Below are 23,463 nucleotides of genomic sequence, written 5' to 3'. Positions count from 1 at the left end.
CCCGGTGCGGCCGTCAGCCGGCGTCGTAGTGGTCGACCTTGAACGGGCGGCTGCCCTGGGCCTCGGCCTTGAGCCCGGCGGCGCGGCCCTTGAAGGCGCGGTCGGTGTCCAGGTCGTGCTCGGCGAGGAACTCCAGGGTGGCGGTGTGGACGGCGCCGAGCACCGGGTGGGCCGAGTTGAGCGCGTTGTCGGCCATGGTGCGGGTGCCCCACGGCAGGCCGGCCCAGATGTGCCGCAGGCCGAAGGGCTCGGGCAGGCCGAGGCCGCCGCCGAGCCAGCCGAGCAGGGCGGGCATCCGGTAGAAGGGCGCGCGGACGGCCTGCCGGACGACCTCGTCGTTGTCGATCAGCGGGAGCTTGACCGTGCGCTCCTCCCAGAACCGCACGGTCTTGGCGACCGACTTCTCCTTGGCCTTGGGCTTGTCGAAGAAGAAGCCGTTGATCGGGCCGAGGGCGTAGCCGGCGACGGTGATGTTGAGGGTGTTGGCGAGCAGCACCACGGTGACGGTGAAGGTCAGGACGAGCTTGCCGTCGTGGGTGATGAACTGGGTGGCGAGGTAGTGGCGGGGGCCGCCGCCGAAGGTCTGCTTGTCGGCGACCGCCTGGACGGCGAAGTCGCGCATGTGGTCGCCGTCCATGTCGGCGCCGCCGGGGCGGCTGATCTCGTCGGCGCTCTCGCCGACCTCGAAGACGACCCACTGCTTGACCCGGACGCCGGGCATCCCGCTGTTGGCGACCTCGCTGATGCCGAGCGACTTGAGGTGGCCGGAGATCTTCCGGACGAGGTCCCAGGGGTGGAACTGGCGGAAGTCGATCTGGCCCTCGGCGGGGCGCAGGGTGTCGATGAGCTTCCACTCGCCCCAGCGGCGGCCGACGCCGAGGATCCCCTTGGGGCCGGCGTAGTGCTGGATGTTGGTCTCCTGCTCGGAGTCCAGCCGGCCGAGCTTGGCCCGCAGGTCGGCGGCCTTCTTGTCGAGGTCGTCGCGCGGGACGGCCATCGGGACGGTCGCGGCGACGGCGTTGCCCTCGACCAGCTGCAGCCAGCGGGCGCGCAGGTCGACGGCGGTGCGTTCGACGATGCGCTTCGCGAGGTACCAGCCGATGACCGGGGCGAGCATGACCAGGCGCAGGTAGATGCCGAGGACGCCGCCGACCGGGGGCTTGATCGCGAGCAGGGCGGCGAGGGCGGCGACGAGGACGAGGACGACGGCCCCGTACACGCCGGCGTTCTTGGGGTTGTCGCGCCGGAGCCAGGCACGGAGCTGGAAGGCGCCCAGCCAGACGAGGGCGCCGGGCAGGCAGAGCACGCCGGTGACGACGGAGATGGTGGACAGCTGGCGGTCGCGGTTGCGGCGGATCTCCTCGGCGGCGAGGCAGTGCTCGACGACCTGGCGGGTCTCGACGCCGAAGGCGGGGACCAGGGGCTTGCGGTCGCCGCCGAGCGCGCGGGAGATGAGCGCCTTGCTGAAGGCCTCGCCGAAGTTGGGGGCGAAGAGGGCGAAGCGGCCCTTCTTCGCGGTGGCTCCGTCGAGCTTGCCGGCGTCGTCGGCGAGCTTGCCGTCGCGGTACGCGGCCGAGGAGAGTGCCTGCGTGCCGGCGGTCTGCGGGCCGACGTCGGTCCGGGGTATCTGCGCACCCGGGGTCATGTCGAGTGTCGTCACGGTGGCGTCCCCTCCTCCCCTTGTCCTGCGGCAGATTACCGTGCCGTGGTGCCGCTGTGTGGATGATCGTCTGAAGTGCCGTCACGATCGGGCCATGGTGGACCTGTGGGGCATGATGCCCAGGTTTCGGGAGCGCGATGCGCCGGGGCGGACCCCGGCTGCCCTGTCCGCCGGCGGTGGCGTCGGATGGTGCACGATGACGGTATGAACAACGTGGTGGTGAGGGATCCGGTACTGGTCTTCGACGGGGACTGCGCGTTCTGCACGACCTGCAAGAACTGGGCCGAGCGGTACCTGCGGCAGACCCTGGCGTCGGGCGGCTGGGACGCGGTGCCGTTCCAGTTCGCGGACCTCGCCGGCCTGGACGGGGCGGCCGGGGGGCGCGGGGAGGTGTCCTGGGAGCGCGCGGAGCGCGAGCTGCTCTGGGTGACCCCGGCCGGCCGCGTCTACGGCGGGGCGCAGGCGGTGGCGCGGCTGCTGCTGCGCTCGGGCGGGGCGTGGGCCTACCTGGGCGGAGTCCTGGCGTCGGCGCCGGTGCGGCCGGTCGCGGCGCTGGCCTACCGGTGGGTGGCGCGGAACCGGCACCGGATGCCGGGCGGGACGCCGGCCTGCGCACTGCCGCAGCGCCCGGCCGCCGCCGCGCCCGACGGCCGGGGTGACACCGACGCCTGACGGGCCGACGGCCGGCGGACCGGGGCGGCCCGCCCCGGCGCTCGGCCCGCCGGGGCGACCGGCGCGTTCCGGTGGTCAGTCCTTCCCGGTGAAGCGGGCGGCGAGCGCGGCGGGCATCGGTTCGTGGCGCAGGTGGGCGCGGCTGAACCCGGCGGTGCCGTGGGTGAGCGAGCGCAGGTCGACGGGGTAGCGGGCGAGTTCGAGCTCGGGGACCTCGGCGCGGAGCAGGGTGACGCCGGGGCCCGCGGTCTCGGTGCCGAGGACGCGGCCGCGGCGGGCCGAGAGGTCGCCGAGGACGGCGCCGAGGTAGTCGTCGGGGAGCAGGATGCCGACCGCGGCGACGGGTTCGAGCAGCCGGATGACGGCGTGCTCGGCGGCGTCGCGCAGGGCGAGGGCGGCGGCGGTCTGGAAGGCCGAGTCGGAGGAGTCGACGGAGTGCGCCTTGCCGTCGGTGAGGGTGACCCGGATGTCGACGAGCGGGTGTCCGGTGGAGACGCCCTTGGCGAGCTGGGCGCGGACGCCCTTCTCCACGGAGGGGATGAAGTGCCGGGGGACGGCGCCGCCGACGACGTGCTCCTTGAACTCGAAGCCGGAACCGGCCGGCAGGGGTTCGACCTCCAGCTCGCAGATGGCGTACTGGCCGTGGCCGCCGGACTGCTTGACGAGGCGGCCGTGGCCGGCGGCGGCGGTGCCGAAGGTCTCGCGCAGGGCCACCCGGTGTTCCACGGTGTCGACGTGGACGTTGTGCCGGGTGCGGAGGCGGTCGAGGACGACCTCGGCGTGGGCCTCGCCGGTGCACCAGAGGACGAGCTGGTGGGTGTCGGGGTTCTGCTCCAGCCGGAGGGCCTGGTCCTCGGCGGCGAGCCGGGTGAGCGCCTGGGAGAGCTTGTCGTCGTCGGCCTTGCTGTGGGCCTCGACGGCGATCGGGAGCAGCGGTTCGGGGAGGGTCCAGCCGTCGAGCTTCACGGGGTGGCCGGGGTCGTGGGCGGTGTCGCCGGCCCGGGCGGTGGTGAGCTTGGCGGCGCAGACGAGGTCCCCGGCGACGGCGTGCGGGACGGGGCGCTGGAGTTTGCCGAAGGGGCTGGTGAGGGCGGTGACGCGTTCCTCGGTGTCCTGGTCGGCGGGGTGGTCGGGGCCGGCGAGGTGGATCCGGGTGTCGGGGCGCAGGGTGCCGGCGTAGAGCCGGAGGAGGCTGATCCGGCCGACGTAGGCGTCGCCGGTGACGCGGACGACCTGGGCGGCGAGGGGGGCGTCGGGGTCGCACTCGGGGGCGGGGCGGGTGCGTTCGGTGGGGTCCGGGAAGGACGCGGCGATCAGGTCCAGGAGTTCGGTGGCACCGAGGCCGTTCTCGCTGGTGGGGACGGCGGGGTGGAGGGCGCACGCGAGGACTTCGCGGCGCAGGCCCGCTTCGAGGGCGTCGGTGTCGAGGGGGTCGCCGGAGAGGTAGCGCTCCATGAGGGTGTCGTCCTGGCCGGAGATGGCCTCGACGAGGCTCTCGCGGGCCGGGGCGGTGTCCGGCAGCGGCTCGGTCCGTCCGTAGGTGTGGCCGGTGAGCAGGTCGACGCTGCCGTCGGGGTGCCCGTCGTGGTGGACGGGCAGGAAGAGCGGCCGGAGGGTGTCGGGTCCGAGACCGAAGGCGTCGTGGCAGGCGGCGAGGATGTCGTCGAAGCTGCTGCGGGCGACGTCGAGCTTGGCGACGGCGATGGCGCGGGGGATGCCCTCGGCGGCGCACTCGCGCCAGAGGGCGCGGGTGGGGGCGGTGACCGGGTCGGTGGCGGAGACGACGAACACGGCGGCGTCGGCCGCGTGCACGGCGGCGTGCAGCTCGGCGGCGAAGTCGGGGTGGCCGGGCGGGTCGATCAGGTTGATCTTGACGCCGTTCCAGGCGAGGGGGAGGACCGAGAGCTGGACGGAGCGCTGCTGCTGGTGCTCGACGGGCTCGTGGTCGGCGACGGTGGTGCCGTCGGCGACGCGGCCGGGGCGCCCGACGGAGCCCGCGGCGTGGGCGAGGGATTCGGCGAGGGTGGTCTTGCCCACGCCGGCGCAGCCGATGAGGACGACGTTGCGCAGGTCGCGAGGTCCGGTCACGGCGGGTGCCTGGCCGGCTCGGGCGGTGCTGCGGTCGGGCATCGGGGTCTCCTCCCGTCGCGCCGAGACTGACGGTGAAAGTCTAGGTGCGACGGTCCGCACGCGCCGGGTCGGCGGGGTGCGGGCGCCGGGACGGCCGGTGCCGGGGGCACGCGGGGGCCGGTCGGGCGGTGCGTGGGCGGGGTCGGTTCCCCGGCGTGGCTACCATGGGTGCGCCGGGTGGGCTGATCCATTCGGTCGTCTGCCGCGCACTCTGGCCGCAGGCGGGTACCAGGCAGATCGGAGCGGTCCGGAAGGCCATGCTGAACAAATACGCGCGTGCCTTCTTCACACGTGTCCTGACCCCGTTCGCCGCGTTCCTGATCCGGCTGGGTGTGAGTCCCGACACGGTGACGCTGGTCGGTACGGCCGGTTCGGTGACGGGTGCGCTGGTGTTCTTCCCGCGGGGGGAGTTCTTCTGGGGCACCGTCACGATCACGCTGTTCATCTTCTCGGACCTGGTCGACGGGAACATGGCCCGGCAGCTGGGGCGGTCCACCAAGTGGGGGGCGTTCCTGGACTCGACGCTGGACCGGGTCGCCGATGCGGCGGTCTTCGGCGGTCTGGCCATGTGGTACGCGGGCAAGGGTGACAACGACCTGCTCTGCGCGGTGGCGGTGTTCTGCCTGGCGAGCGGGCTGGTGGTGTCGTACACCAAGGCCCGGGCCGAGAGCCAGGGGCTGCCCTGTGACGTCTCGGGGCTGGTGGAGCGGGCCGAGCGGCTGGTGATCAGTCTGGTGGCGGCCGGTGTGGCGGGTCTGGCCACGTTCGGGGTGCCGTACGTGGAGTGGCTGCTGCCGGTGGCGCTGTGGCTGGTGGCGGCCGGCAGCCTGGTGACGGTGGTCCAGCGGATGGTGACCGTGCGCCGTGAGGCGTTCGAGGCGGACCGCGTGGCGGCCGGGAGCTGAAGGGGCGGGCCTGCGGTGAAGGACCGACTGGTGTACGCGGCGTACGCGACGGGCTGGGGCGTGCTCAAGCACCTGCCCGAGCCGGTGGCGCGAGGGCTGTTCGACCGGCTGGCGGACTACGCGTGGCGGCGGCGCGGCCCGCGGGTGCTGCAGCTGGAGGCGAATCTGCTGCGGGTGCGCCCGGGGGCGGACGAGGCGCAGCTGCGGGAGCTGTCGCGGGCGGGGATGCGCTCGTACATGCGGTACTGGCTGGAGTCCTTCCGGCTGCCGGTGTGGAGCCGGCAGCGGGTGGCCCGGGACGTCCGGGTGGACGGCTTCGACCAGCTGCGGGAGACGCTGGAGTCGGGGCGCGGCGCGGTGATCACGCTGCCGCACATGGGCAACTGGGACCTGGCGGGCGCCTGGGTGGCGCTGGAGGGCTTCCCGTTCACGACGGTCGCGGAGCGGTTGGAGCCGGAGCGGCTGTTCGACCGGTTCGTGGCGTTCCGCGAGAGCCTGGGCATGGAGGTGCTGGCGCTGACCGGCGGCTCGGTGAACGTGGTCGGCACGCTGGCGCGGCGGCTGCGGGAGGGGAAGCTGGTCTGCCTGGTGGGGGACCGCGACCTGTCCGAGGCCGGCGTCGAGGTGTCGTTCTTCGGCGAGGCGACCAGGATGCCGGCGGGCCCGGCGGCGCTCTGCCAGCGGACCGGTGCGGCGCTGATGCCGGTGTCGCTCTGGTACGAGGGCACGATGCTCCGGGCGCAGATCCACCCGGAGATCGCGGTGCCCGCCGAGGGCGACCGCAAGGAGAAGACCCGGGTGATGACGCAGGCGATGGCGGCGGTCTGGGAGGACGCGATCCGCGAGCACCCCGAGGACTGGCACATGCTGCAACGGTTCTGGCTGGCCGACCTGCCCGTCCGTGAGACGGTGGGGGCACCGGCCCGTCCGGCGGGTCGTCCCGTCGAGGAGCCCACCGCCGAGGCCTCCGGGGCCTGATCGGCCCGCCCGAAGGAGCATGAGGAGACCTGTGAAGATCGGCATCGTCTGCCCGTACGACTGGGACGTCCCCGGCGGGGTGCAGTTCCACATCCGGGACCTCGCCGAGCACCTGATCGGCCTGGGCCACGGGGTGTCGGTGCTGGCCCCGGCCGAGGACGACGAGGCGCTGCCGCCGTACGTGGTCTCGGCGGGTCGGGCGATGGCGGTGCCGTACAACGGCTCGGTGGCGCGGCTGAGCTTCGGCCTGCTGTCGGCGGCCCGGGTGCGGCGGTGGCTGCACGAGGAGCGGTTCGACATCCTGCACGTGCACGAGCCGGCCGCGCCGAGCCTGTCGATGCTGGCCGCCTGGTCGGCGTCCGGGCCGATGGTGGGCACCTTCCACACGTCGAACCCGCGGTCGCGGGCGATGATCGCGGCCTCGCCGATCCTCCAGCCCGGGCTGGAGAAGATGCGGGCCCGGATCGCGGTGAGCGAGTACGCGCGCCGGACGCTGGTGGAGCACCTGGGCGGCGACGCGGTGGTGATCCCGAACGGCGTGGACGTGGGGTTCTTCGCCGAGGCGGAGCCGGACGACCGCTGGACCGGCGGGGCGGAGCGCGGGGAGCCCGGCACGATCGGGTTCGTCGGCCGGATCAACGAGCCGCGCAAGGGCCTGCCGACCCTGCTGGCGGCGATGCCGCGGATCCTGGCCGAGCGGCCGGGGGTGCGGCTGCTGGTGGCGGGCAAGGGCGACGAGGAGGAGGCCGCCGCGGGCCTGGCGCCGGAGGTCCGGGCGCAGGTGGAGTTCCTCGGCATGGTGAGCGACCGGGAGAAGGCCCGGCTGCTGCGCAGCGTCGACCTGTACGTGGCGCCGAACACCGGCGGCGAGAGCTTCGGGATCATCCTGGTCGAGGCGATGTCGGCGGGTGCGCCGGTGCTCGCCAGCGACCTGGACGCGTTCAAGCAGGTGCTGGACGGCGGGGACGCCGGCGAGCTGTTCCCGGTGGAGGACGCGGACGCGCTGGCCCGGTCGGCGCTGCGGCTGCTGGCGGATCCGCAGCGGCTGCGGGAGCTGAGCGGGGCGGCGTCCCGGCACGTGCGGCGGTTCGACTGGTCGACGGTGGGCGCGGACATCCTGGCCGTGTACGAGACGGTGGCGTCGGGGGCCGCGGCGGTGGTCGAGGCGGACGAGCGCGGCGGACGGTGGGGCCGGTTCGGGCTGGCCCGGGACTGAGCCCGGGGCGCCGGGGCCGGTCCGGGCCCGGTGCGGGGATTGCCCGGGGGCCTGCCGCGGTTAGGGTCTGCCAGACCCGTTCCCGCGTACTGGAGGCATCCGATGCCGCAGATCTCCGTCGACTACTCGCCGAGCCTGGACGGCTCCTTCGACCGCCGGGCGCTGGGCCTGGCGATCAACCGGCTGGCGGTGGAGACGATCGCCGCGAAGCCCGAGGGGTGCAAGACGATCTTCCGCCGGAACGAGCCGGAGATCGTGGTGGGGGAGAGCGAGCGCCCCGAGGCACAGGTGTTCGTGCAGTTCGCGATCTTCCCGGGGCGCAGCCCGGAGGCGAAGACGGCGCTCACCGAGGGGGTCCTGGCGCTGCTGGCCGAGCACGTCGCGCCGGCGCCGGGGGAGCGGCTGCACCTGGCGGTGGACGTCCGGGACATGGACCGCGAGGTGTACCGCAACACGGCGATCGAGGGGTGAACCGGGAGCACCCGGTAGCGTAGCGCCCCGTGACTACCTGGATCTGGGCCGGCGTGGCCGTGGTGCTGTTCGGCATGTATCTGAGTTGGACGGCCGGCCGGCTGGACCGGCTGCACGCCCGGATCGACGCCGCCCGCGCGGCGCTGGACGCGCAGCTGGTCCGCCGGGCGTCGGTGGCGGTCGAGCTGGCCACGTCCTCGCTGCTGGACCCGGCGGCCTCGTTGCTGCTGCTGGACGCCGCGCACGCGGCCCGGCAGGCGGAGGACGAGCAGCGCGAGGTGGCGGAGAGCCAGTTGAGTCTGGCGCTGCGGGCGGTGTTCGCCGACCCGGAGCAGGTCGCCGTGCTGGTGGCCGAACCGGGCGGCGAGGAGGCGGTCAAGGACCTGACGGCGGCGGCGCGGCGGGTGCCGATGGCGCGGCGGTTCCACAACGACGCGGTGCGGGCGGCCCGGGCGGTGCGTGAGCACCGGCTGGTGAGGTACTTCCGGCTCGCGGGCAAGGCCCCGTTCCCGATGGCCTTCGAGATGGACGACGCGCCTCCGGCGGCGCTGACGCCGGAGGGCTCGCCCTCGTAGGGCGGGCCGTCGGCGGGGGGTCCTCGCGCGGGCCTTCCGGGGCCGGTTCCCGCGGGGCCGGGGCCTCGGGGCGCCCTCGGGAAGGCACCCCGCAGGGGGGCTCCTAGGGGTGTCCCTTTCCGGACACCTCTTCCCGGAGGGTTCTTTGCGGGGCGTGTCGGACACGTCCGGGTGTCCGCTCTTTAGCCCGTCGGAGCGGGGGGCCGGATCCGGCCTGTTTGTCGTAACCCGACGGTCGGGCTGGACCGGGTGGCGCATGGAGACGCCGTTTCTTCCGCCTACCATAGGGCGATAGCACTGGTTCATCTTCGAGTGAGGTCTCACGTGTCCACCACCCCCACCACCGCAGACCAGCCGCAGATCGGTACCGCCCGGGTCAAGCGCGGCATGGCCGAGCAGCTCAAGGGCGGTGTGATCATGGACGTGGTCAACGCCGAGCAGGCCAAGATCGCCGAGGACGCCGGCGCTGTCGCCGTCATGGCGCTCGAGCGGGTCCCGGCGGACATCCGCAAGGACGGCGGCGTCGCGCGGATGTCGGACCCGAACATGATCGAGGAGATCATCGAGGCGGTCTCCATCCCGGTCATGGCCAAGTCCCGGATCGGCCACTTCGTCGAGGCCCAGGTCCTGCAGTCGCTCGGTGTCGACTACATCGACGAGTCCGAGGTGCTGACCCCGGCCGACGAGGTCAACCACTCCGACAAGTGGGCCTTCACGACCCCCTTCGTCTGTGGTGCCACCAACCTGGGCGAGGCGCTGCGCCGCATCGCCGAGGGCGCGGCCATGATCCGCTCCAAGGGTGAGGCCGGTACCGGCAACGTCGTCGAGGCCGTTCGCCACCTGCGCCAGATCAAGAACGAGATCGCCAGGCTCCGCGGCTTCGACAACAACGAGCTGTTCGCCGCCGCCAAGGACCTGCGCGCCCCGTACGAGCTGGTCAAGGAGGTCGCCGAGCTCGGCAAGCTGCCGGTCGTGCTGTTCTCCGCCGGTGGTGTGGCCACCCCGGCCGATGCCGCGCTGATGCGTCAGCTGGGCGCCGAGGGCGTCTTCGTCGGCTCCGGCATCTTCAAGTCGGGCGACCCGGCGAAGCGTGCCGCCGCGATCGTCAAGGCGACCACCTTCTTCGACGACCCGAAGATCATCGCCGACGCCTCCCGCAACCTGGGCGAGGCCATGGTCGGCATCAACTGCGACACCCTGCCGGAGAGCGAGCGCTACGCCAACCGCGGCTGGTAGTCCCGCCGGACGGCCCGCCGCGCGGTGTGACCATCTGCGCGGCGGGCCGCTGCGCGTCGTCCGAACGAGAGTCTGAAGAGGTAGTGAGAGTGTCCACTCCAGTGATCGGCGTCCTCGCCCTGCAGGGTGACGTCCGCGAGCACCTGGTCGCGCTGGCCGAGGCCGACGCGCTGGCCCGCCCGGTCCGCCGTGCCGAGGAGCTGGCCGGGGTCGACGCCCTGGTGATCCCCGGTGGGGAATCCACCACGATGTCCAAGCTGGCGCTGCTGTTCGGCGTGATGGACCCGCTGCGCGAGCGCGTGGCCGCCGGCATGCCGGTGTACGGCACCTGCGCGGGCATGATCATGCTGGCCGACAAGATCCTGGACGGGCGCGAGGACCAGGAGACGGTGGGCGGCATCGACATGACCGTGCGCCGCAACGCCTTCGGGCGGCAGAACGAGTCCTTCGAGTCGGGTGTCGTCTTCCAGGGCCTGGACGACGCGCCGGTGCACGGCGTCTTCATCCGCGCCCCCTGGGTGGAGGGGGTCGGCGCCGGCGTTCAGGTGCTGGCCGAGCTGCCCGCCGCCGACGGCCCGGAGAGCCGGATCGTGGCGGTGCGCCAGGGCAACCTGCTGGCCACCTCGTTCCACCCCGAGCTCACCGGCGACCACCGGGTGCACGCCTACTTCGTGCGGATGGTCGAGGAGCACCTCGCCGCCGCGTGACCGCCCCGCCGCGTGAAGGTCCGCCGGTGACCGTGTGCGAGGGACCGGTGGCGGCACCGGTAAGATCTCATCTGTTCATTTCCCTTTGGCGACGTAAAGGAGCTGGCGATGTCCGGCCACTCTAAGTGGGCTACCACCAAGCACAAGAAGGCCGTGATCGACGCCAAGCGCGGCAAGCTCTTCGCCAAGATGATCAAGAACATCGAGGTGGCGGCGCGCACCGGCGGTCCCGACCCGGCCGGCAACCCGACGCTCTACGACGCCATCCAGAAGGCCAAGAAGAGCTCGGTCCCGATCGACAACATCAACCGCGCCGTCAAGCGCGGCGGTGGCCTGGAGGCCGGCGGCGCCGACTACCAGACGATCATGTACGAGGGCTACGGCCCGAACGGCGTCGCGGTGCTCATCGAGTGCCTCACCGACAACCGCAACCGTGCCGCCTCCGACGTGCGCGTCGCGATGACCCGCAACGGCGGCTCGATGGCCGACCCGAACTCGGTGTCCTACCTGTTCACCCGCAAGGGCGTCGTGATCGTCCCCAAGGCGGACGGCGTGGACGAGGACAAGCTCTTCGAGGTCGTCCTCGACCAGGAGCCCGAGGAGATCAACGACCTCGGCGACTCCTTCGAGATCGTCTCCGAGGCCTCCAAGATGGTCGCCGTCCGCACCGCCCTGGTGGACGCGGGCGTCGACTACGACTCGGCCGAGGCCAACTTCCTCCCGAGCATGCAGGTCGAGGTGGACGTCGAGGGCGCCCGCAAGATCCTGAAGCTGATCGACGCCCTGGAGGACAGCGACGACGTGCAGAACGTCTTCGCCAACTTCGACATCAGCGACGAGGTCGGTGCGCAGCTCGACGCCGAGTGATCGGACCCACGTCCCGGCCCGGTGGTCCCACGACCACCGGGCCGGTGTCGTTCGAGCCGTTGTCCGACCCGGGCGGTAGCCTTCGCAGGTTGCCGCCGGTCGCGGCGGGTCGCAGTGCCCGAGGACGAGCGGCGGGTTAGCGAGAGGCGGGGCAGGAGTGCGGGTACTGGGTGTGGACCCGGGGCTGACCAGGTGCGGGGTCGGCGTGGTCGACGGCGCGCCCGGCCGGCCGCTGCGGATGGTCGGGGTCGGGGTGGTGCGCACGCCGGCCGACGCCGAGATCGGGCACCGGTTGCTGCTGGTCGAGCAGGGCATCGAGAGCTGGCTCGACGAGCACCGGCCCGACCTGGTCGCCGTCGAGCGGGTCTTCGCCCAGCACAACGTGCGCACCGTGATGGGCACCGCGCAGGCCAGCGCGGTCGCCATGCTCTGCGCCACCCGGCGCGGCATACCGGTCACCCTGCACACGCCGAGCGAGGTCAAGGCCGCCGTGACCGGCTCCGGCCGGGCCGACAAGGCCCAGGTCACCGCCATGGTGCAGCGGCTGCTGCGGTTGGACGCCCCGCCCAAACCGGCCGACGCCGCCGACGCGCTGGCGCTGGCCATCTGCCACATCTGGCGCGGCGGCGCCACCGACCGGATCGCCGCCGCGCTCGCCAAGGCGGCCCCGAAGGCGGCCGCTGCCGGGGCGGCGCCCGCGAAGGCGCCCGCCGCCCGCCCGTACTCCGCCCGTCCCACCCGAGGAGCCGCCCGATGATCGCCTTCGTCCAGGGACCGGTGGCCGTGATCAGCGGCTCCACCGTCGTCGTCGAGGTCGGCGGCGTGGGGATGGCCGTCCAGGTCACCCCGGCCACCGCAGCCGGACTGCGTCCCGGGGAGCCCGCACGGCTCGCCACCTCGCTGGTCGTCCGGGAGGACTCGCTCACCCTCTACGGCTTCGCCGACGACGACGAGCGCGCGGTCTTCGAGATCCTCCAGGCCGCGCCCGGTGTCGGACCCCGGCTCGCCCAGGCGATGCTCGGCGTGCACAGCCCGGACGCGCTGCGCACCGCCGTCGCCGCGGGCAACGAGAAGGCGCTGATCGCCGTCCCCGGTATCGGCAAGGCCAAGGCCGCCAAGCTGCTGCTGGAGTACAAGGACAAGCTGGGCGCCCCGCACGGCAGCGTCCCGGCGCAGAAGCCGATCGCCACCGGTCCTGCACCGTGGGGCGAGCAGTTGCACGCGGCCCTGGTCGGCCTCGGCTACGCGCCGCGCGAGGCGGACGAGGCGGTCACCGTCGTCACCCCGGAGGCCGAGGCGCAGGCCGTCCCGGACGTCGGTACCCTGCTGCGGTCCGCCCTGCGCTCGCTCAACCGGGCGCGCTGACCGGGGGTGCCGACCGGGGACCCGCGGTCGTCCTACCGCCCTACCGCCCTACCGATCTGACCACCTGTCACCTTGTCGACATTGGAGCCCGCACCAAGTGAGCGCGCGAACCACCCAGAGGGGCGCCGGTGACACCGCCGGCGAGCGGAGCGGGGAGAGGGCATGAGCCCGTACGACTCCGACCCGACCGACCGGCTCGTGGCGGGCGCCGCCGACGGCGAGGACCAGGCCGTCGAGGCGGCGCTGCGGCCCCGGCAGCTCGACGAGTTCATCGGCCAGGAGCGGGTGCGCGAGCAGCTGTCACTGGTGCTCCAGGCCGCCCGTCAGCGTGGCGCCGCCCCTGACCACGTGCTGCTCAGCGGTCCGCCCGGGCTGGGCAAGACCACCCTGTCGATGATCATCGCCGCCGAGCTGGGCGCGCCGATCCGGATCACCTCCGGCCCGGCGATCCAGCACGCCGGCGACCTCGCGGCGATCCTCTCCTCGCTGACCGAGGGCGAGGTGCTCTTCCTCGACGAGATCCACCGGATGTCCCGGCCCGCCGAGGAGATGCTCTACATGGCGATGGAGGACTTCCGGGTCGACGTGATCGTCGGCAAGGGCCCGGGCGCCACCGCCATCCCGCTGGAGCTGCCGCCGTTCACCCTGGTCGGCGCCACCACCCGGGCCGGACTGCTGCCGCCGCCGCTGCGCGACCGGTTCGGCTTCACCGGGCACATGGAGTTCTACGCCCCGGCCGAGCTCCAGCGCGTGGTGCACCGCTCGGCCGCCCTGCTGGACGTCGAGATCGACACGGCCGGCGCCGCCGAGATCGCCGGCCGCTCCCGGGGCACCCCGCGCATCGCCAACCGGCTGCTGCGCCGGGTCCGCGACTACGCCCAGGTCCGGCACGACGGCGTCGTCACCGTGGAGATCGCCCGCCACGCGCTGGACGTCTACGAGGTCGACGCCCGCGGGCTGGACCGGCTTGACCGTGCGGTGCTGGACGCGCTGCTGCGGCTGTTCGGCGGCGGCCCGGTCGGGCTGTCGACCCTGGCCGTCGCGGTGGGGGAGGAGTCCGAGACGGTCGAGGAGGTGGCCGAACCCTTCCTGGTCCGCGAGGGTCTGCTGGCCCGGACACCGCGCGGTCGGATCGCCACCGCCGCCGCCTGGCAGCACCTCGGTCTCACCCCGCCGGTCCAGACCACCAGGGGGGCCGTACCGGCACAACCGGACCTTTTCCGGCCGGAACAGGGCTGAACGGGTGAGGTCGGAGCGTGTGTGCACCGTGCACGCCCGCGCCGGGGGCAGTCGGAGAAGTCGTGAGGGAAGTCCCGGGAAACAGTGCAGGCGGAGGGTCGCCACTTTCGGCGGCAGGATGCGATGCTTGGCGTTGTCCGATCAGTTCGGGGTCGCCTAGACTCCGCCGGACCGCCCCTCTCACCCGACGGGACGACCAATACCACACAGGCCGCCGGCCGGCGGCCCGCTAAGGACCCTGGCTGCAGTGAACCTCATCATCCTTCTCCTCCCGATCATCGCGATCGTGCTCATGTTCCGGTCGCAGAAGAAGCGCCAGCAGCAGATGCAGAAGATGCAGACCGCGCTGGAGCCAGGGGCGGGGGTGCGCACCATCGGCGGCCTGTACGCCCAGGTGAAGGCGGTCAACGACGAGACCGTCGAGCTGGAGATCGCGCCCGGCGTGGTCACCTACTTCACCAAGAGCGCGATCGCCGCCGTGCTGGACCCCGCGGAGTACGACGCGATCATCAACGGCCGCCCGGTCGACGACGAGCTGTCCGAGGCCTCCGACGAGGACGCCGAGATCGAGCCGGCGGACGAGAAGCCGCTGTCGCTCAGCAAGGACGGCGCCGAGAAGGCCGAGGCCGAGGGCGGGGCTCCCGCGAGCAAGTAGTACGGTCGGGCACCCGCCCGGTCGCGCGGCGAATCGCCGCGAGCCCACAGGACTCAGGGCCGCAGTTCCGCCACACCCCGTCCAGCCACGCGCAGGGCGGGGTCCGGTGGGGGGAAGTGGCATGGACAGGGAGAAACGAGCAAGGTGGCAACACCCAAGTCGCGCCCGCGCGACGGCTACCCAGGGAGGGCGCTGGCCCTCATCCTGGTCGTCACCGTCGGACTGGTCGCCCTCATGTTCGGGACGGGTCACACCAAGCCCCGCCTCGGGATCGACCTCGCAGGCGGCACCAGCATCACGCTGAGCGCGAAGTCGACCGACCCCAAGGCGATCAACAAGTCCAACATGGACATCGCCACCGGGATCATCGAGCAGCGGGTCAACGGGATGGGTGTCTCCGAGGCGGAGGTCCAGACCCAGGGCGACCAGAACATCATCGTCAACATCCCCAAGGGCGGTGACAAGCAGACCGCGGCCGACCAGGTCGGATCCACCGCGAAGCTGTACTTCCGCCCGGTCCTCGCCCTCGCTCCGAGCGGCCTCCAGGCCCCGGCGCCGTCCGCGACCCCCTCGGCGAGCGGCAGCGCCGCCCCGAGCGCCACGGGCACCCCGAGCGCCGCCGCGTCGGCCTCGGCCGGAACCACCGCGGCCGCGCCCGGCGCGAGCGCCACCAAGCAGGGCCGGCCGGTCGGCGAGGCCCTCGCGGCCGACGCCACCCCGACCGCTGCCGCCACCGGCGCCGCGGCCACCGGTACCCCGTCCGCGGCCGCCACGGGCGCCGCCGCGACCGGTACCCCGAGTGCCCCCGCCACCGCCCCCGTCACGCCGGACCTCTCCGCCGCGATGACCTCGGGCACGGTGCCGCCGGAGCTGGCCGCCGAGTTCGCCGCGCTCGACTGCACCAAGCCCGAGCAGCGCCAGAACCACCAGAAGTCCGAGGGTGCGCCGGCCGTCGCCTGCACCCAGAAGGACGAGAACGGCATCTTCTACAAGCTCGCTCTCGGCCCGGTCGCGGTCTTCGGCGCGGACGTCTCCAAGGCGCAGGCCAGCATCGACACCCAGCAGGGCGGCGGCTGGCAGGTCCAGCTGCAGTTCAACGGCAAGGGCACCGACGCGTTCACCGCCGTCACCGGCCAGCTGGCCACCCAGCCCGACCCGACCAACCAGTTCGCCATCGTGCTGGACGGCCAGGTCGTCTCCCACCCGTACGTGCGCAGCGCCATCCCCGGCGGCTCGGCCGTGATCTCGGGCAGCTTCACCCAGTCCGAGGCGCAGGGCCTCGCCAACCAGCTGAGCTTCGGCGCACTGCCGCTGGAGTTCGCCACCAGCGACGTCACCACCGTCTCCCCGCAGCTCGGTGGCGACCAGCTGAAGGCCGGTCTGGTCGCGGGCCTGATCGGCATGGTCCTGGTGGTCCTCTACTCGCTGGTCTACTACCGGGGTCTGGGCCTGGTCTCGATCGCCGGTCTGCTCGTCTCGGCGGCCCTGACCTACTCGATCATGAGCCTGCTCGGCGCCGGGATCGGCTTCGCGCTGAACCTGCCGGCGATCTGCGGTGCGATCGTCGCGATCGGCATCACCGCGGACTCCTTCATCGTGTACTTCGAGCGCATCCGTGACGAGGTCCGCGAGGGGGCCCCGCTGCGGCCGGCCGTCCAGCGTGCCTGGCCGCGCGCCCGGCGCACCATCCTGGTGTCGGACTTCGTCTCGTTCCTCTGTGCCGCCGTGCTCTACGTGGTCTCGGTCGGCAAGGTGCAGGGCTTCGCGTTCACGCTGGGCCTGACCACCGCGCTCGACGTCGTGGTGATCTTCCTCTTCACCAAGCCGCTGATCACGCTGCTGGCGCGCCGGAAGTTCTTCTCCGACGGCCACCCGTGGTCCGGCCTGGACCCGAAGCGGCTGGGTGCCCGCCCGCCGCTGCGCAGCACCCGTCGTCGCACCCCCTCGTCCTCCGCCGCCGTGAAGGGGGCCTGACACCGTGTCACGCTTCTCCAATCTGGGCCACAAGCTCTACCAGGGCGAGGTCAGCTTCGACTTCGTCGGGCGCCGCAAGCTCTGGTACAGCATCTCCGGGGTGATCGTCCTGGTCGCCGCGATCGGCCTGGCGATGGGCCTCCACCTCGGCATCGAGTTCAAGGGCGGCTCGGTCTACACCGTGTCCAAGCCCGGGCTCTCGGTCTCGCAGGCTCAGGAGTCGGTCGACAAGATCGTCGAGTCGCACCCGCTGGTGCAGTCGACCGAGAACGGCAAGATCCGCATCCAGGTCTCCTCCGAGGAGAAGGTCAGCTCCTCGGTCATCACCGAGAACCTGGCGAAGGAGCTCGGTGTCCCGGTCCAGGAGATCGAGGCCCAGGTGATCGGCCCCAGCTGGGGTGAGCAGATCTCCAACAAGGCCCTCACCGGTCTGGTCATCTTCATGATCCTGGTGACGATCTACCTGGCGATCGCCTTCGAGTGGCGGATGGCGGTGGCCGCCCTGGTCGCCCTCATCCACGACCTCCTGATCACCATCGGCGTCTACGCCCTGGTCGGTTTCGAGGTCACCCCGGGCACCGTGATCGGCTTCCTGACCATCCTCGGGTACTCCCTCTACGACACGGTCGTCGTCTTCGACACCGTGAAGGAGAACACCAAGGACCTCACGAAGCAGAACAAGATCACCTACAGCGAGGCGGCCAACGCGGGCCTCAACCAGACCCTGGTCCGCTCGCTCAACACCACGGTGGTCGCCCTGCTCCCGGTGGCGGCGCTGCTGTTCATCGGTGGCGGCTTCCTCGGGGCCGGCACGCTGAACGACATCTCGCTCGCGCTGTTCATCGGCCTCGCGGCCGGTGCCTACTCCTCGATCTGCGTCGCCACTCCGCTGCTGGCGCAGCTGAAGGAGGAGCAGCCGGAGATGAAGGCCCTCGCCAAGCGGGTCGCCCAGCGGCGCGCCGCGGAGGCCAAGGCGGAGGCGGCCAAGGACGCCGTCGTCGAGGACGGGGAGCCCTTCTCCGACGAGGACCAGCCGGCGGGTATGGTCGGTCAGCGCGGCAGGGCGGCCGGCACCACGCGTGCCAAGGGCCGTCCGTCCACCAAGCGCTGATCCCCGCTGACCCCTAAGGACCCTTCGTGACCACCGCCGACACCGCACTGGCCGAGCTGTTGAACAGCCGGATCAGGGACGTCCCGGACTACCCGAAGCCGGGCGTGCTGTTCAAGGACATCGCGCCGCTGCTCGCCGACGCCGAGGCCTTCGCGGCGCTCACCCGGGCGCTGGCGGACCGGGCCAGGGAGCTCGGGGCGACCAAGGTGGTCGGCCTGGAGGCGCGCGGTTTCGTGCTGGCGGCCCCGGCGGCCTTCGCGGCCGGGCTCGGCTTCGTGCCGATCCGCAAGCAGGGCAAGCTCCCCGGCGAGGTGTACCGCCGCTCGTACGAGCTGGAGTACGGCTCGGCGACGCTGGAGGTGCAGTGCGACGCCTTCGCGCCCGGCGAGCGGGTGCTGGTGGTGGACGACGTGCTGGCCACCGGCGGGACGATCGGTGCCTCGCTGGACCTGGTGAAGGAGGCCGGCGCCGAGCTCGTGGGCGTCGTGGTCCTGATGGAGCTGGGCTTCCTGGACGGGCGCGAGCGGTTGGCCCCGCACCTGGGCGGCGCTCCGCTGGAGACGCTGGTCACGGTCTGAGTCCTCCTCGGTCAACGCTGCGACGGGCGGCGGTCGGAATCATCCGGCCGCCGCCCGTCGGCGTTCCGGGCCGGGCAGGACCGGGCAGGACCGGACAGGACCGGGCTGTTCGTGTCGGTCGTGTGTCCGGTGCGTGTCCGGGGGCGGCCGACCGAACGCCCCGGCGCCCGGCTCGGTACCATGAAGATTCATCCCCTCCCGGTTGTGCGAGTCGCGCGATCCGCGCGGAGGGGCAGGCCGAGCGCCCCGAGGAGTGTCCTTGCCCGACGAGGTTGTGCCCACGGCCGCTGCGGCCGCCCCCGAGAACCGGCCCACGCCCTCGGGGGCCACCCCGGCACGCCCGGCGTCGACCCCGTCCCGCCAGGTCGCCCCGGCGGGTCGCCCGTCCACCGCCGGTGGCATGCGCGCGCGCCTCGCCCGGCTCGGCGGCCAGCGCTCCAGCGTGCTCAACCCGGTGCTGGAGCCGCTCTTCCGGTCCATCCGGGCCAACGACCCGAAGGCCGACCCGGCGCTGCTGCGCGACATCGAGAAGGCGTACGCGGTCGCCGAGAAGTGGCACCGGGGGCAGAAGCGCAAGAGCGGCGACCCGTACATCACCCACCCGCTGGCCGTGGCCACCATCCTGGCCGAGCTGGGCATGGACGCCCCGACCCTGATGGCCGGGCTGCTGCACGACACCGTCGAGGACACCGACTACGGGCTGGAGACCCTGCGCAAGGACTTCGGCGACTCCGTGGCCCTGCTGGTGGACGGCGTCACCAAGCTGGACCGGGTGAAGTTCGGCGAGGCCGCGCAGGCCGAGACGGTCCGCAAGATGGTCGTCGCGATGGCCAAGGACCCCCGGGTCCTGGTGATCAAGCTGGCCGACCGCCTGCACAACATGCGCACCATGCGCTACCTCAAGCGGGAGAAGCAGGAGAAGAAGGCCCGCGAGACGCTGGAGATCTACGCCCCGCTGGCGCACCGGCTGGGCATGAACACCATCAAGTGGGAGCTGGAGGACCTCGCCTTCGCGATCCTCTACCCCAAGATGTACGACGAGATCGTCCGGCTGGTCGCCGAGCGCGCCCCCAAGCGGGACGAGTACCTGGCCACCGTCATCGACCAGGTCCAGGGCGACCTGCGCGGTGCCCGGATCACCGCCTCCGTCACCGGCCGGCCGAAGCACTACTACTCGGTCTACCAGAAGATGATCGTCCGGGGCCGGGACTTCGCCGAGATCTACGACCTGGTGGGCATCCGGGTCCTGGTCGACACCGTCCGCGACTGCTACGCGGCGCTGGGCACCATCCACGCGCGGTGGAACCCGGTGCCGGGGCGGTTCAAGGACTACATCGCGATGCCCAAGTTCAACATGTACCAGTCGCTGCACACCACGGTGATCGGTCCCGGCGGCAAGCCCGTCGAGCTGCAGATCCGCACCTTCGACATGCACCGCCGGGCCGAGTACGGCATCGCGGCGCACTGGAAGTACAAGCAGCGCGCGGTGGCCGGCGCCTCCAAGGTCCGCACCGACACCCCGACCCAGACCCGCAAGGACGACAAGGCCGGCGCCGTCAACGAGATGGCCTGGCTGCGGCAGCTGCTGGACTGGCAGAAGGAGACCGCGGACCCGAGCGAGTTCCTGGAGTCGCTCCGCTTCGACCTGGCCAGCAACGAGGTCTTCGTCTTCACGCCCAAGGGCGACGTCATAGCGCTGCCGGCCGGCGCCACCCCGGTGGACTTCGCCTTCGCGGTGCACACCGAGGTCGGCTACCGGACCATAGGGGCCCGGGTGAACGGGCGGCTGGTGCCGCTGGAGTCGACCCTGGAGAACGGCGACGCCGTCGAGGTCTTCACCTCCAAGGCGGAGAACGCCGGCCCCTCGCGGGACTGGCTCGGCTTCGTCAAGTCGCCGCGGGCCCGCAACAAGATCCGCGCCTGGTTCTCCAAGGAGCGCCGCGAGGAGGCGATCGAGCAGGGCAAGGACGCCATCGCCCGGGCGATGCGCAAGCAGGGCCTGCCGATCCAGCGGATCCTGACCGGCGACTCGCTGGTCACCCTGGCCCACGAGATGCGCTACCCGGACATCTCCTCGCTCTACGCGGCGATCGGCGAGGGCCACGTCGCGGCGCAGAACATCGTCCAGAAGCTGGTGCAGGCGCTGGGCGGCGAGGAGGGCGCGACCGAGGACCTCGCCGAGACGGCGACGCCGACCCACGACAACCGCCGGGCGGCGCGCCGCCGGGCCAAGGGCGACCCCGGCGTGATCGTCAAGGGCGTCGAGGACGTCTGGGTCAAGCTGTCGCGCTGCTGCACCCCGGTACCGGGCGACACCATCGTCGGCTTCGTCACCCGCGGCAACGGTGTCTCGGTGCACCGCGCCGACTGCGTCAACGTGGAGGCGCTCAGCCAGCAGCCCGAGCGGATGATCGACGTCGAGTGGGCGGCCACCCAGTCCTCGGTCTTCCTGGTGGCCATCCAGGTCGAGGCGCTGGACCGCTCCCGGCTGCTCTCGGACGTCACGAGGGTCCTCTCGGACCAGCACGTCAACATCCTGTCGGCGGCGGTGCAGACCTCCCGCGACCGGGTGGCGATGAGCCGGTTCACCTTCGAGATGGGCGACCCGAAGCACCTGGGCCACGTGCTCAAGGCGGTCCGCGGCGTCGAGGGCGTCTACGACGTCTACCGGGTCACCTCGGCCCGCAAGTAGCGGTACGCGCGGCGGCAGCCGCCGCGCGGCCGGCGGCGACGGAAAGGCCCCCGGGAACTGGCGAGTTCCCGGGGGCCGTCCTCGTGTCCGGCGGCCTCGGATCAGCCGCTGAACTCCTCCTGGCTCTTGTGCGCCTGCTCCAGCAGGGTCCGGACGCCCGACAGCTCGGACTCCAGCTTGGCGGTCCGGCCGGCGTTGCCGGCCGCGCGGGCCTTGTCCAGGTCGGCCTGGATCTTGTCCGCCTTGGCCTGGAAGAGGCCGACCATGCCGGCGGCACGGGCCTTGGCCTCCGGGTTGGAGCGCTTCCACTCGGAGTCCTCGACCTCGCGGATCGCCCGCTCGACCGTGTTCAGCCGGCCGTCCAGCTTCGGCCGGGCGTCGCGCGGCACGTGACCGATCGCCTCCCAGCGCTCGTTGATCTCGCGCAGGGCCGCCTTGGCGGCCTTGAGGTCGGTGATCGGCAGGATCGCCTCGGCCTCGGAGGCCAGGGCCTCCTTGAGCTTCTGGTTGGCGACCTGCTCGGCGTCACGCTCGCTGAACACCGCCGAGCGCGCCTGGAAGAAGACGTCCTGGGCGCCGCGGAACCGCGCCCACAGCTCGTCCTCGACGTCGCGCTGCGCGCGGCCGGCGGCCTTCCAGCGCGCCATCAGGTCGCGGTAGCGGGCCGCGGTGTCGCCCCACTCGGTGGAGGAGGAGAGCGACTCGGCCTCGACGGCCAGCGCCTCCTTGGTGGCCCGGGCCTGGTCACGCTCGGCGTCCAGGGACGCGAAGTGCGACTTGCGGTGCTTGGAGAACACCGAGCGGGCGTGCGAGAAGCGGTGCCACAGCTCGTCGTCGCTCTTGCGGTCCAGCCGGGGCAGGCCCTTCCAGGTGTCGACCAGGGCGCGCAGGCGGTCGCCGGCCTCCCGCCACTGGGTGGACTCGGCGAGCTGCTCGGCCTCGGCGACCAGCGCCTCCTTGGCGGTGCGGGTCTCGTCCTGGGCCTTGGCCCGGGCGGCCTTGCGCTCCTCGCGGCGGCTCTCGATCTCGCCCGTGAGCGTGTCCAGCCGCTTGGCCAGCGCCGCCAGGTCACCGACCGCGTGCGCCTCGGTGACCTGCTCGCGCAGGTGCTCCAGCGCGGCCTGGGCGTCCTTGGCGGCCAGGTCGGTGGTGCGCACCCGCTTCTCCAGCAGGCCGATCTCCACCTCGATGCCCTGGTACTTGCGCTCGAAGTAGGCGAGCGCCTCCTCGGGCGAGCCGGCCTGCCAGGAACCCACGACGCGTTCGCCGTCGGCCGTCCTGACGTAGACCGTGCCCTGCTCGTCGACACGGCCCCACGGGTCGCTGCTCATAGCGCGTCCTCCACATGACGTCGCGTCCGCGCCGGGGCGGTCCGCATCCGTCGTCCACAGTTGATGTGCGGCGGACCGATGAGTCCGCCGTCCCCGTCCGCCGAGTACTGCTGCCGAGGGTGACGGCCGGCGGGTCTGGGCACCCTATACAAAGCCAACATAGGCGACCAGTCCCGGTGCTGTCCGCATCCGGGCCGGGCGATTTCGGGCCGGGACCGCGCCGGCGCGCCCCTCACGGGCGGCGCCGGGCGGTCCCGGGACCGGTCAACCCTTCGCGGTCGTCACCGTGTTGAAGGTGACGTCGGCCATCGGGTGGCCGTCCCCGCCGCCCTCCAGGGTGCCCGCGGCGGCGATCTTCTGGACCACGTCCAGACCGCCGGTGATCTTGCCGAACGGCGTGTAGTTCGGGCCGAGCTGCGTGTCCTTGTAGACGAGGAAGAACTGGCTGCCGTTGGTCCCCGGGCCGGAGTTGGCCATGGCCACGGTGCCCGCCGGGTAGGTGGCGCCGGTCAGGTTCTCGTCGGCGAACTTGTAGCCCGGGCTGCCGGTGCCGCCGGGCGTGGTGGCGCTGGCGGTCGGGTCGCCGCACTGCAGCACGAAGATGCCGCTCGTGGTCAGGCGGTGGCACTTGGTGTGGTCGAAGAACTGCTCGCCGGAGAGGAAGGCGAAGGAGTTCACCGTGTGCGGGGCCTTGGCCGCGTCCAGGGTGAGCGTCACCTTGCCGCAGTTGGTGTCCAGCGTCGTGGTGTAGGTGGCCGCGGTGTCGATGCTCATGGCCGGCTCGGCCTGCCACTGCTTGCCGTTCGGCGCGCCCGGCGCCGGGTCCGCGCACCCCTCGACCGGCTTGCGGGTCGGGACGGTGGGCTCGGTCGGGGTCGAGGTCGGAGCGGCCTGGGCGGAGGCCGAGTCCTTCTTGTCGTCCGAGTCGAAGGCTCCGGTCGCGATGAGCGTGCCGCCGCCGGCCAGCACGACCACGGCGAGCGAGGCGCCCAGAATCGTGTTGCGGCGCTTGCGCGCGGCCCTCTCGGCGACCCGGCGCTCCATCTGGCGCTCGTACTTGTCGCGGGCGAGCTGCCGCCGCCGCTGTTCGCTGCTGACCAC

21 protein-coding genes are annotated in these 23,463 nt (G+C 72.5%); 17 read left to right on the top strand and 4 right to left on the bottom strand.

Features of this window, described 5'->3' with window-relative positions; genetic code table 11:
* Positions 1-13: 13 nt before the first annotated feature.
* Positions 14-1,660 carry a hypothetical protein gene (locus ABZY91_RS20780; RefSeq protein ID WP_329882270.1) on the bottom strand — a complete coding sequence of 549 codons (1,647 nt, stop codon included), beginning with the start codon at positions 1,658-1,660 and terminating at the stop codon, positions 14-16.
* Positions 1,661-1,864: 204 nt separating this feature from the next.
* On the opposite strand from ABZY91_RS20780, the gene ABZY91_RS20775 reads away from it, so the two are divergent.
* Entirely contained in the window at positions 1,865-2,332 is a 468-nt protein-coding gene (locus ABZY91_RS20775; RefSeq protein ID WP_329882269.1) for a DUF393 domain-containing protein, read from the top strand.
* 75 nt (positions 2,333-2,407) lie between these two features.
* Here the strand turns inward: ABZY91_RS20775 and ABZY91_RS20770 are convergent, their stop codons facing one another.
* Entirely contained in the window at positions 2,408-4,462 is a 2,055-nt protein-coding gene (locus tag ABZY91_RS20770; RefSeq protein WP_329882268.1) for an elongation factor G-like protein EF-G2, read from the bottom strand.
* Between the two features lie 257 nt (positions 4,463-4,719).
* Between ABZY91_RS20770 and pgsA the strand changes: the two genes are divergently transcribed.
* The 16 genes from pgsA (at position 4,720) to ABZY91_RS20690 (ending at position 21,031) form a co-directional block, all read left to right on the top strand.
* The gene (pgsA, locus tag ABZY91_RS20765) at positions 4,720-5,367 is read left to right on the top strand and encodes a phosphatidylinositol phosphate synthase (RefSeq protein ID WP_327683718.1); all 648 of its coding nucleotides are present in this window, start codon (positions 4,720-4,722) and stop codon (positions 5,365-5,367) included.
* A gap of 15 nt (positions 5,368-5,382) precedes the next feature.
* Positions 5,383-6,345 (top strand): phosphatidylinositol mannoside acyltransferase, encoded by a 963-nt coding sequence (locus ABZY91_RS20760; RefSeq protein WP_355404247.1) that lies wholly within the window; start codon positions 5,383-5,385, stop codon positions 6,343-6,345.
* 31 nt (positions 6,346-6,376) lie between these two features.
* Positions 6,377-7,561: a glycosyltransferase family 4 protein gene (locus ABZY91_RS20755; protein ID WP_355404263.1), complete on the top strand. Its 1,185-nt coding sequence runs from the start codon at positions 6,377-6,379 to the stop codon at positions 7,559-7,561.
* Between the two features lie 102 nt (positions 7,562-7,663).
* Positions 7,664-8,032 (top strand): isomerase, encoded by a 369-nt coding sequence (locus ABZY91_RS20750; protein ID WP_355404245.1) that lies wholly within the window; start codon positions 7,664-7,666, stop codon positions 8,030-8,032.
* Positions 8,033-8,061: 29 nt separating this feature from the next.
* The gene (locus tag ABZY91_RS20745; protein ID WP_329882264.1) at positions 8,062-8,607 is read left to right on the top strand and encodes a hypothetical protein; all 546 of its coding nucleotides are present in this window, start codon (positions 8,062-8,064) and stop codon (positions 8,605-8,607) included.
* Positions 8,608-8,931: 324 nt separating this feature from the next.
* A complete protein-coding gene (gene pdxS / locus ABZY91_RS20740) occupies positions 8,932-9,843 on the top strand; it encodes a pyridoxal 5'-phosphate synthase lyase subunit PdxS (RefSeq protein WP_329882263.1) in 912 nt (303 codons plus the stop codon).
* Positions 9,844-9,932: 89 nt separating this feature from the next.
* A complete protein-coding gene (gene pdxT / locus ABZY91_RS20735; RefSeq protein WP_329882262.1) occupies positions 9,933-10,550 on the top strand; it encodes a pyridoxal 5'-phosphate synthase glutaminase subunit PdxT in 618 nt (205 codons plus the stop codon).
* Positions 10,551-10,658: 108 nt separating this feature from the next.
* The gene (locus ABZY91_RS20730; protein ID WP_329882261.1) at positions 10,659-11,417 is read left to right on the top strand and encodes a YebC/PmpR family DNA-binding transcriptional regulator; all 759 of its coding nucleotides are present in this window, start codon (positions 10,659-10,661) and stop codon (positions 11,415-11,417) included.
* 157 nt (positions 11,418-11,574) lie between these two features.
* Positions 11,575-12,174: a crossover junction endodeoxyribonuclease RuvC gene (gene ruvC, locus ABZY91_RS20725; protein WP_355404242.1), complete on the top strand. Its 600-nt coding sequence runs from the start codon at positions 11,575-11,577 to the stop codon at positions 12,172-12,174.
* Complete coding sequence (ruvA, locus tag ABZY91_RS20720; RefSeq protein ID WP_329882259.1) at positions 12,171-12,782, top strand: Holliday junction branch migration protein RuvA; 612 nt, start codon at positions 12,171-12,173, stop codon at positions 12,780-12,782. The genes ruvC and ruvA overlap by 4 nt, the downstream gene beginning before the upstream one ends.
* A gap of 162 nt (positions 12,783-12,944) precedes the next feature.
* Positions 12,945-14,021: a Holliday junction branch migration DNA helicase RuvB gene (gene ruvB / locus ABZY91_RS20715; RefSeq protein WP_329882258.1), complete on the top strand. Its 1,077-nt coding sequence runs from the start codon at positions 12,945-12,947 to the stop codon at positions 14,019-14,021.
* A 247-nt stretch (positions 14,022-14,268) separates the two neighbouring features.
* A complete protein-coding gene (gene yajC, locus ABZY91_RS20710; protein WP_355404240.1) occupies positions 14,269-14,676 on the top strand; it encodes a preprotein translocase subunit YajC in 408 nt (135 codons plus the stop codon).
* A gap of 234 nt (positions 14,677-14,910) precedes the next feature.
* Positions 14,911-16,650 carry a protein translocase subunit SecD gene (gene secD, locus ABZY91_RS20705; protein WP_355404261.1) on the top strand — a complete coding sequence of 580 codons (1,740 nt, stop codon included), beginning with the start codon at positions 14,911-14,913 and terminating at the stop codon, positions 16,648-16,650.
* A gap of 4 nt (positions 16,651-16,654) precedes the next feature.
* The gene (gene secF, locus ABZY91_RS20700; protein ID WP_329882255.1) at positions 16,655-17,761 is read left to right on the top strand and encodes a protein translocase subunit SecF; all 1,107 of its coding nucleotides are present in this window, start codon (positions 16,655-16,657) and stop codon (positions 17,759-17,761) included.
* A 26-nt stretch (positions 17,762-17,787) separates the two neighbouring features.
* Positions 17,788-18,339, top strand: a complete 552-nt coding sequence (locus ABZY91_RS20695) for an adenine phosphoribosyltransferase (protein WP_355404238.1) — start codon at positions 17,788-17,790, stop codon at positions 18,337-18,339.
* A 274-nt stretch (positions 18,340-18,613) separates the two neighbouring features.
* Complete coding sequence (locus ABZY91_RS20690; protein WP_329882377.1) at positions 18,614-21,031, top strand: bifunctional (p)ppGpp synthetase/guanosine-3',5'-bis(diphosphate) 3'-pyrophosphohydrolase; 2,418 nt, start codon at positions 18,614-18,616, stop codon at positions 21,029-21,031.
* Between the two features lie 101 nt (positions 21,032-21,132).
* Here ABZY91_RS20690 and ABZY91_RS20685 read toward each other — a convergent pair whose 3' ends face one another.
* Both ABZY91_RS20685 and ABZY91_RS20680 read right to left on the bottom strand, forming a co-directional pair.
* Positions 21,133-22,362: a DUF349 domain-containing protein gene (locus ABZY91_RS20685; protein ID WP_329882253.1), complete on the bottom strand. Its 1,230-nt coding sequence runs from the start codon at positions 22,360-22,362 to the stop codon at positions 21,133-21,135.
* Between the two features lie 264 nt (positions 22,363-22,626).
* Complete coding sequence (locus tag ABZY91_RS20680) at positions 22,627-23,463, bottom strand: peptidylprolyl isomerase (protein WP_329949839.1); 837 nt, start codon at positions 23,461-23,463, stop codon at positions 22,627-22,629.

The sequence above is a fragment of the Kitasatospora sp. NPDC002965 genome (assembly GCF_040611255.1).
In the GTDB taxonomy this organism is placed as follows: domain Bacteria; phylum Actinomycetota; class Actinomycetes; order Streptomycetales; family Streptomycetaceae; genus Kitasatospora.
This window is presented reverse-complemented; position numbering and strand designations above follow the sequence as displayed.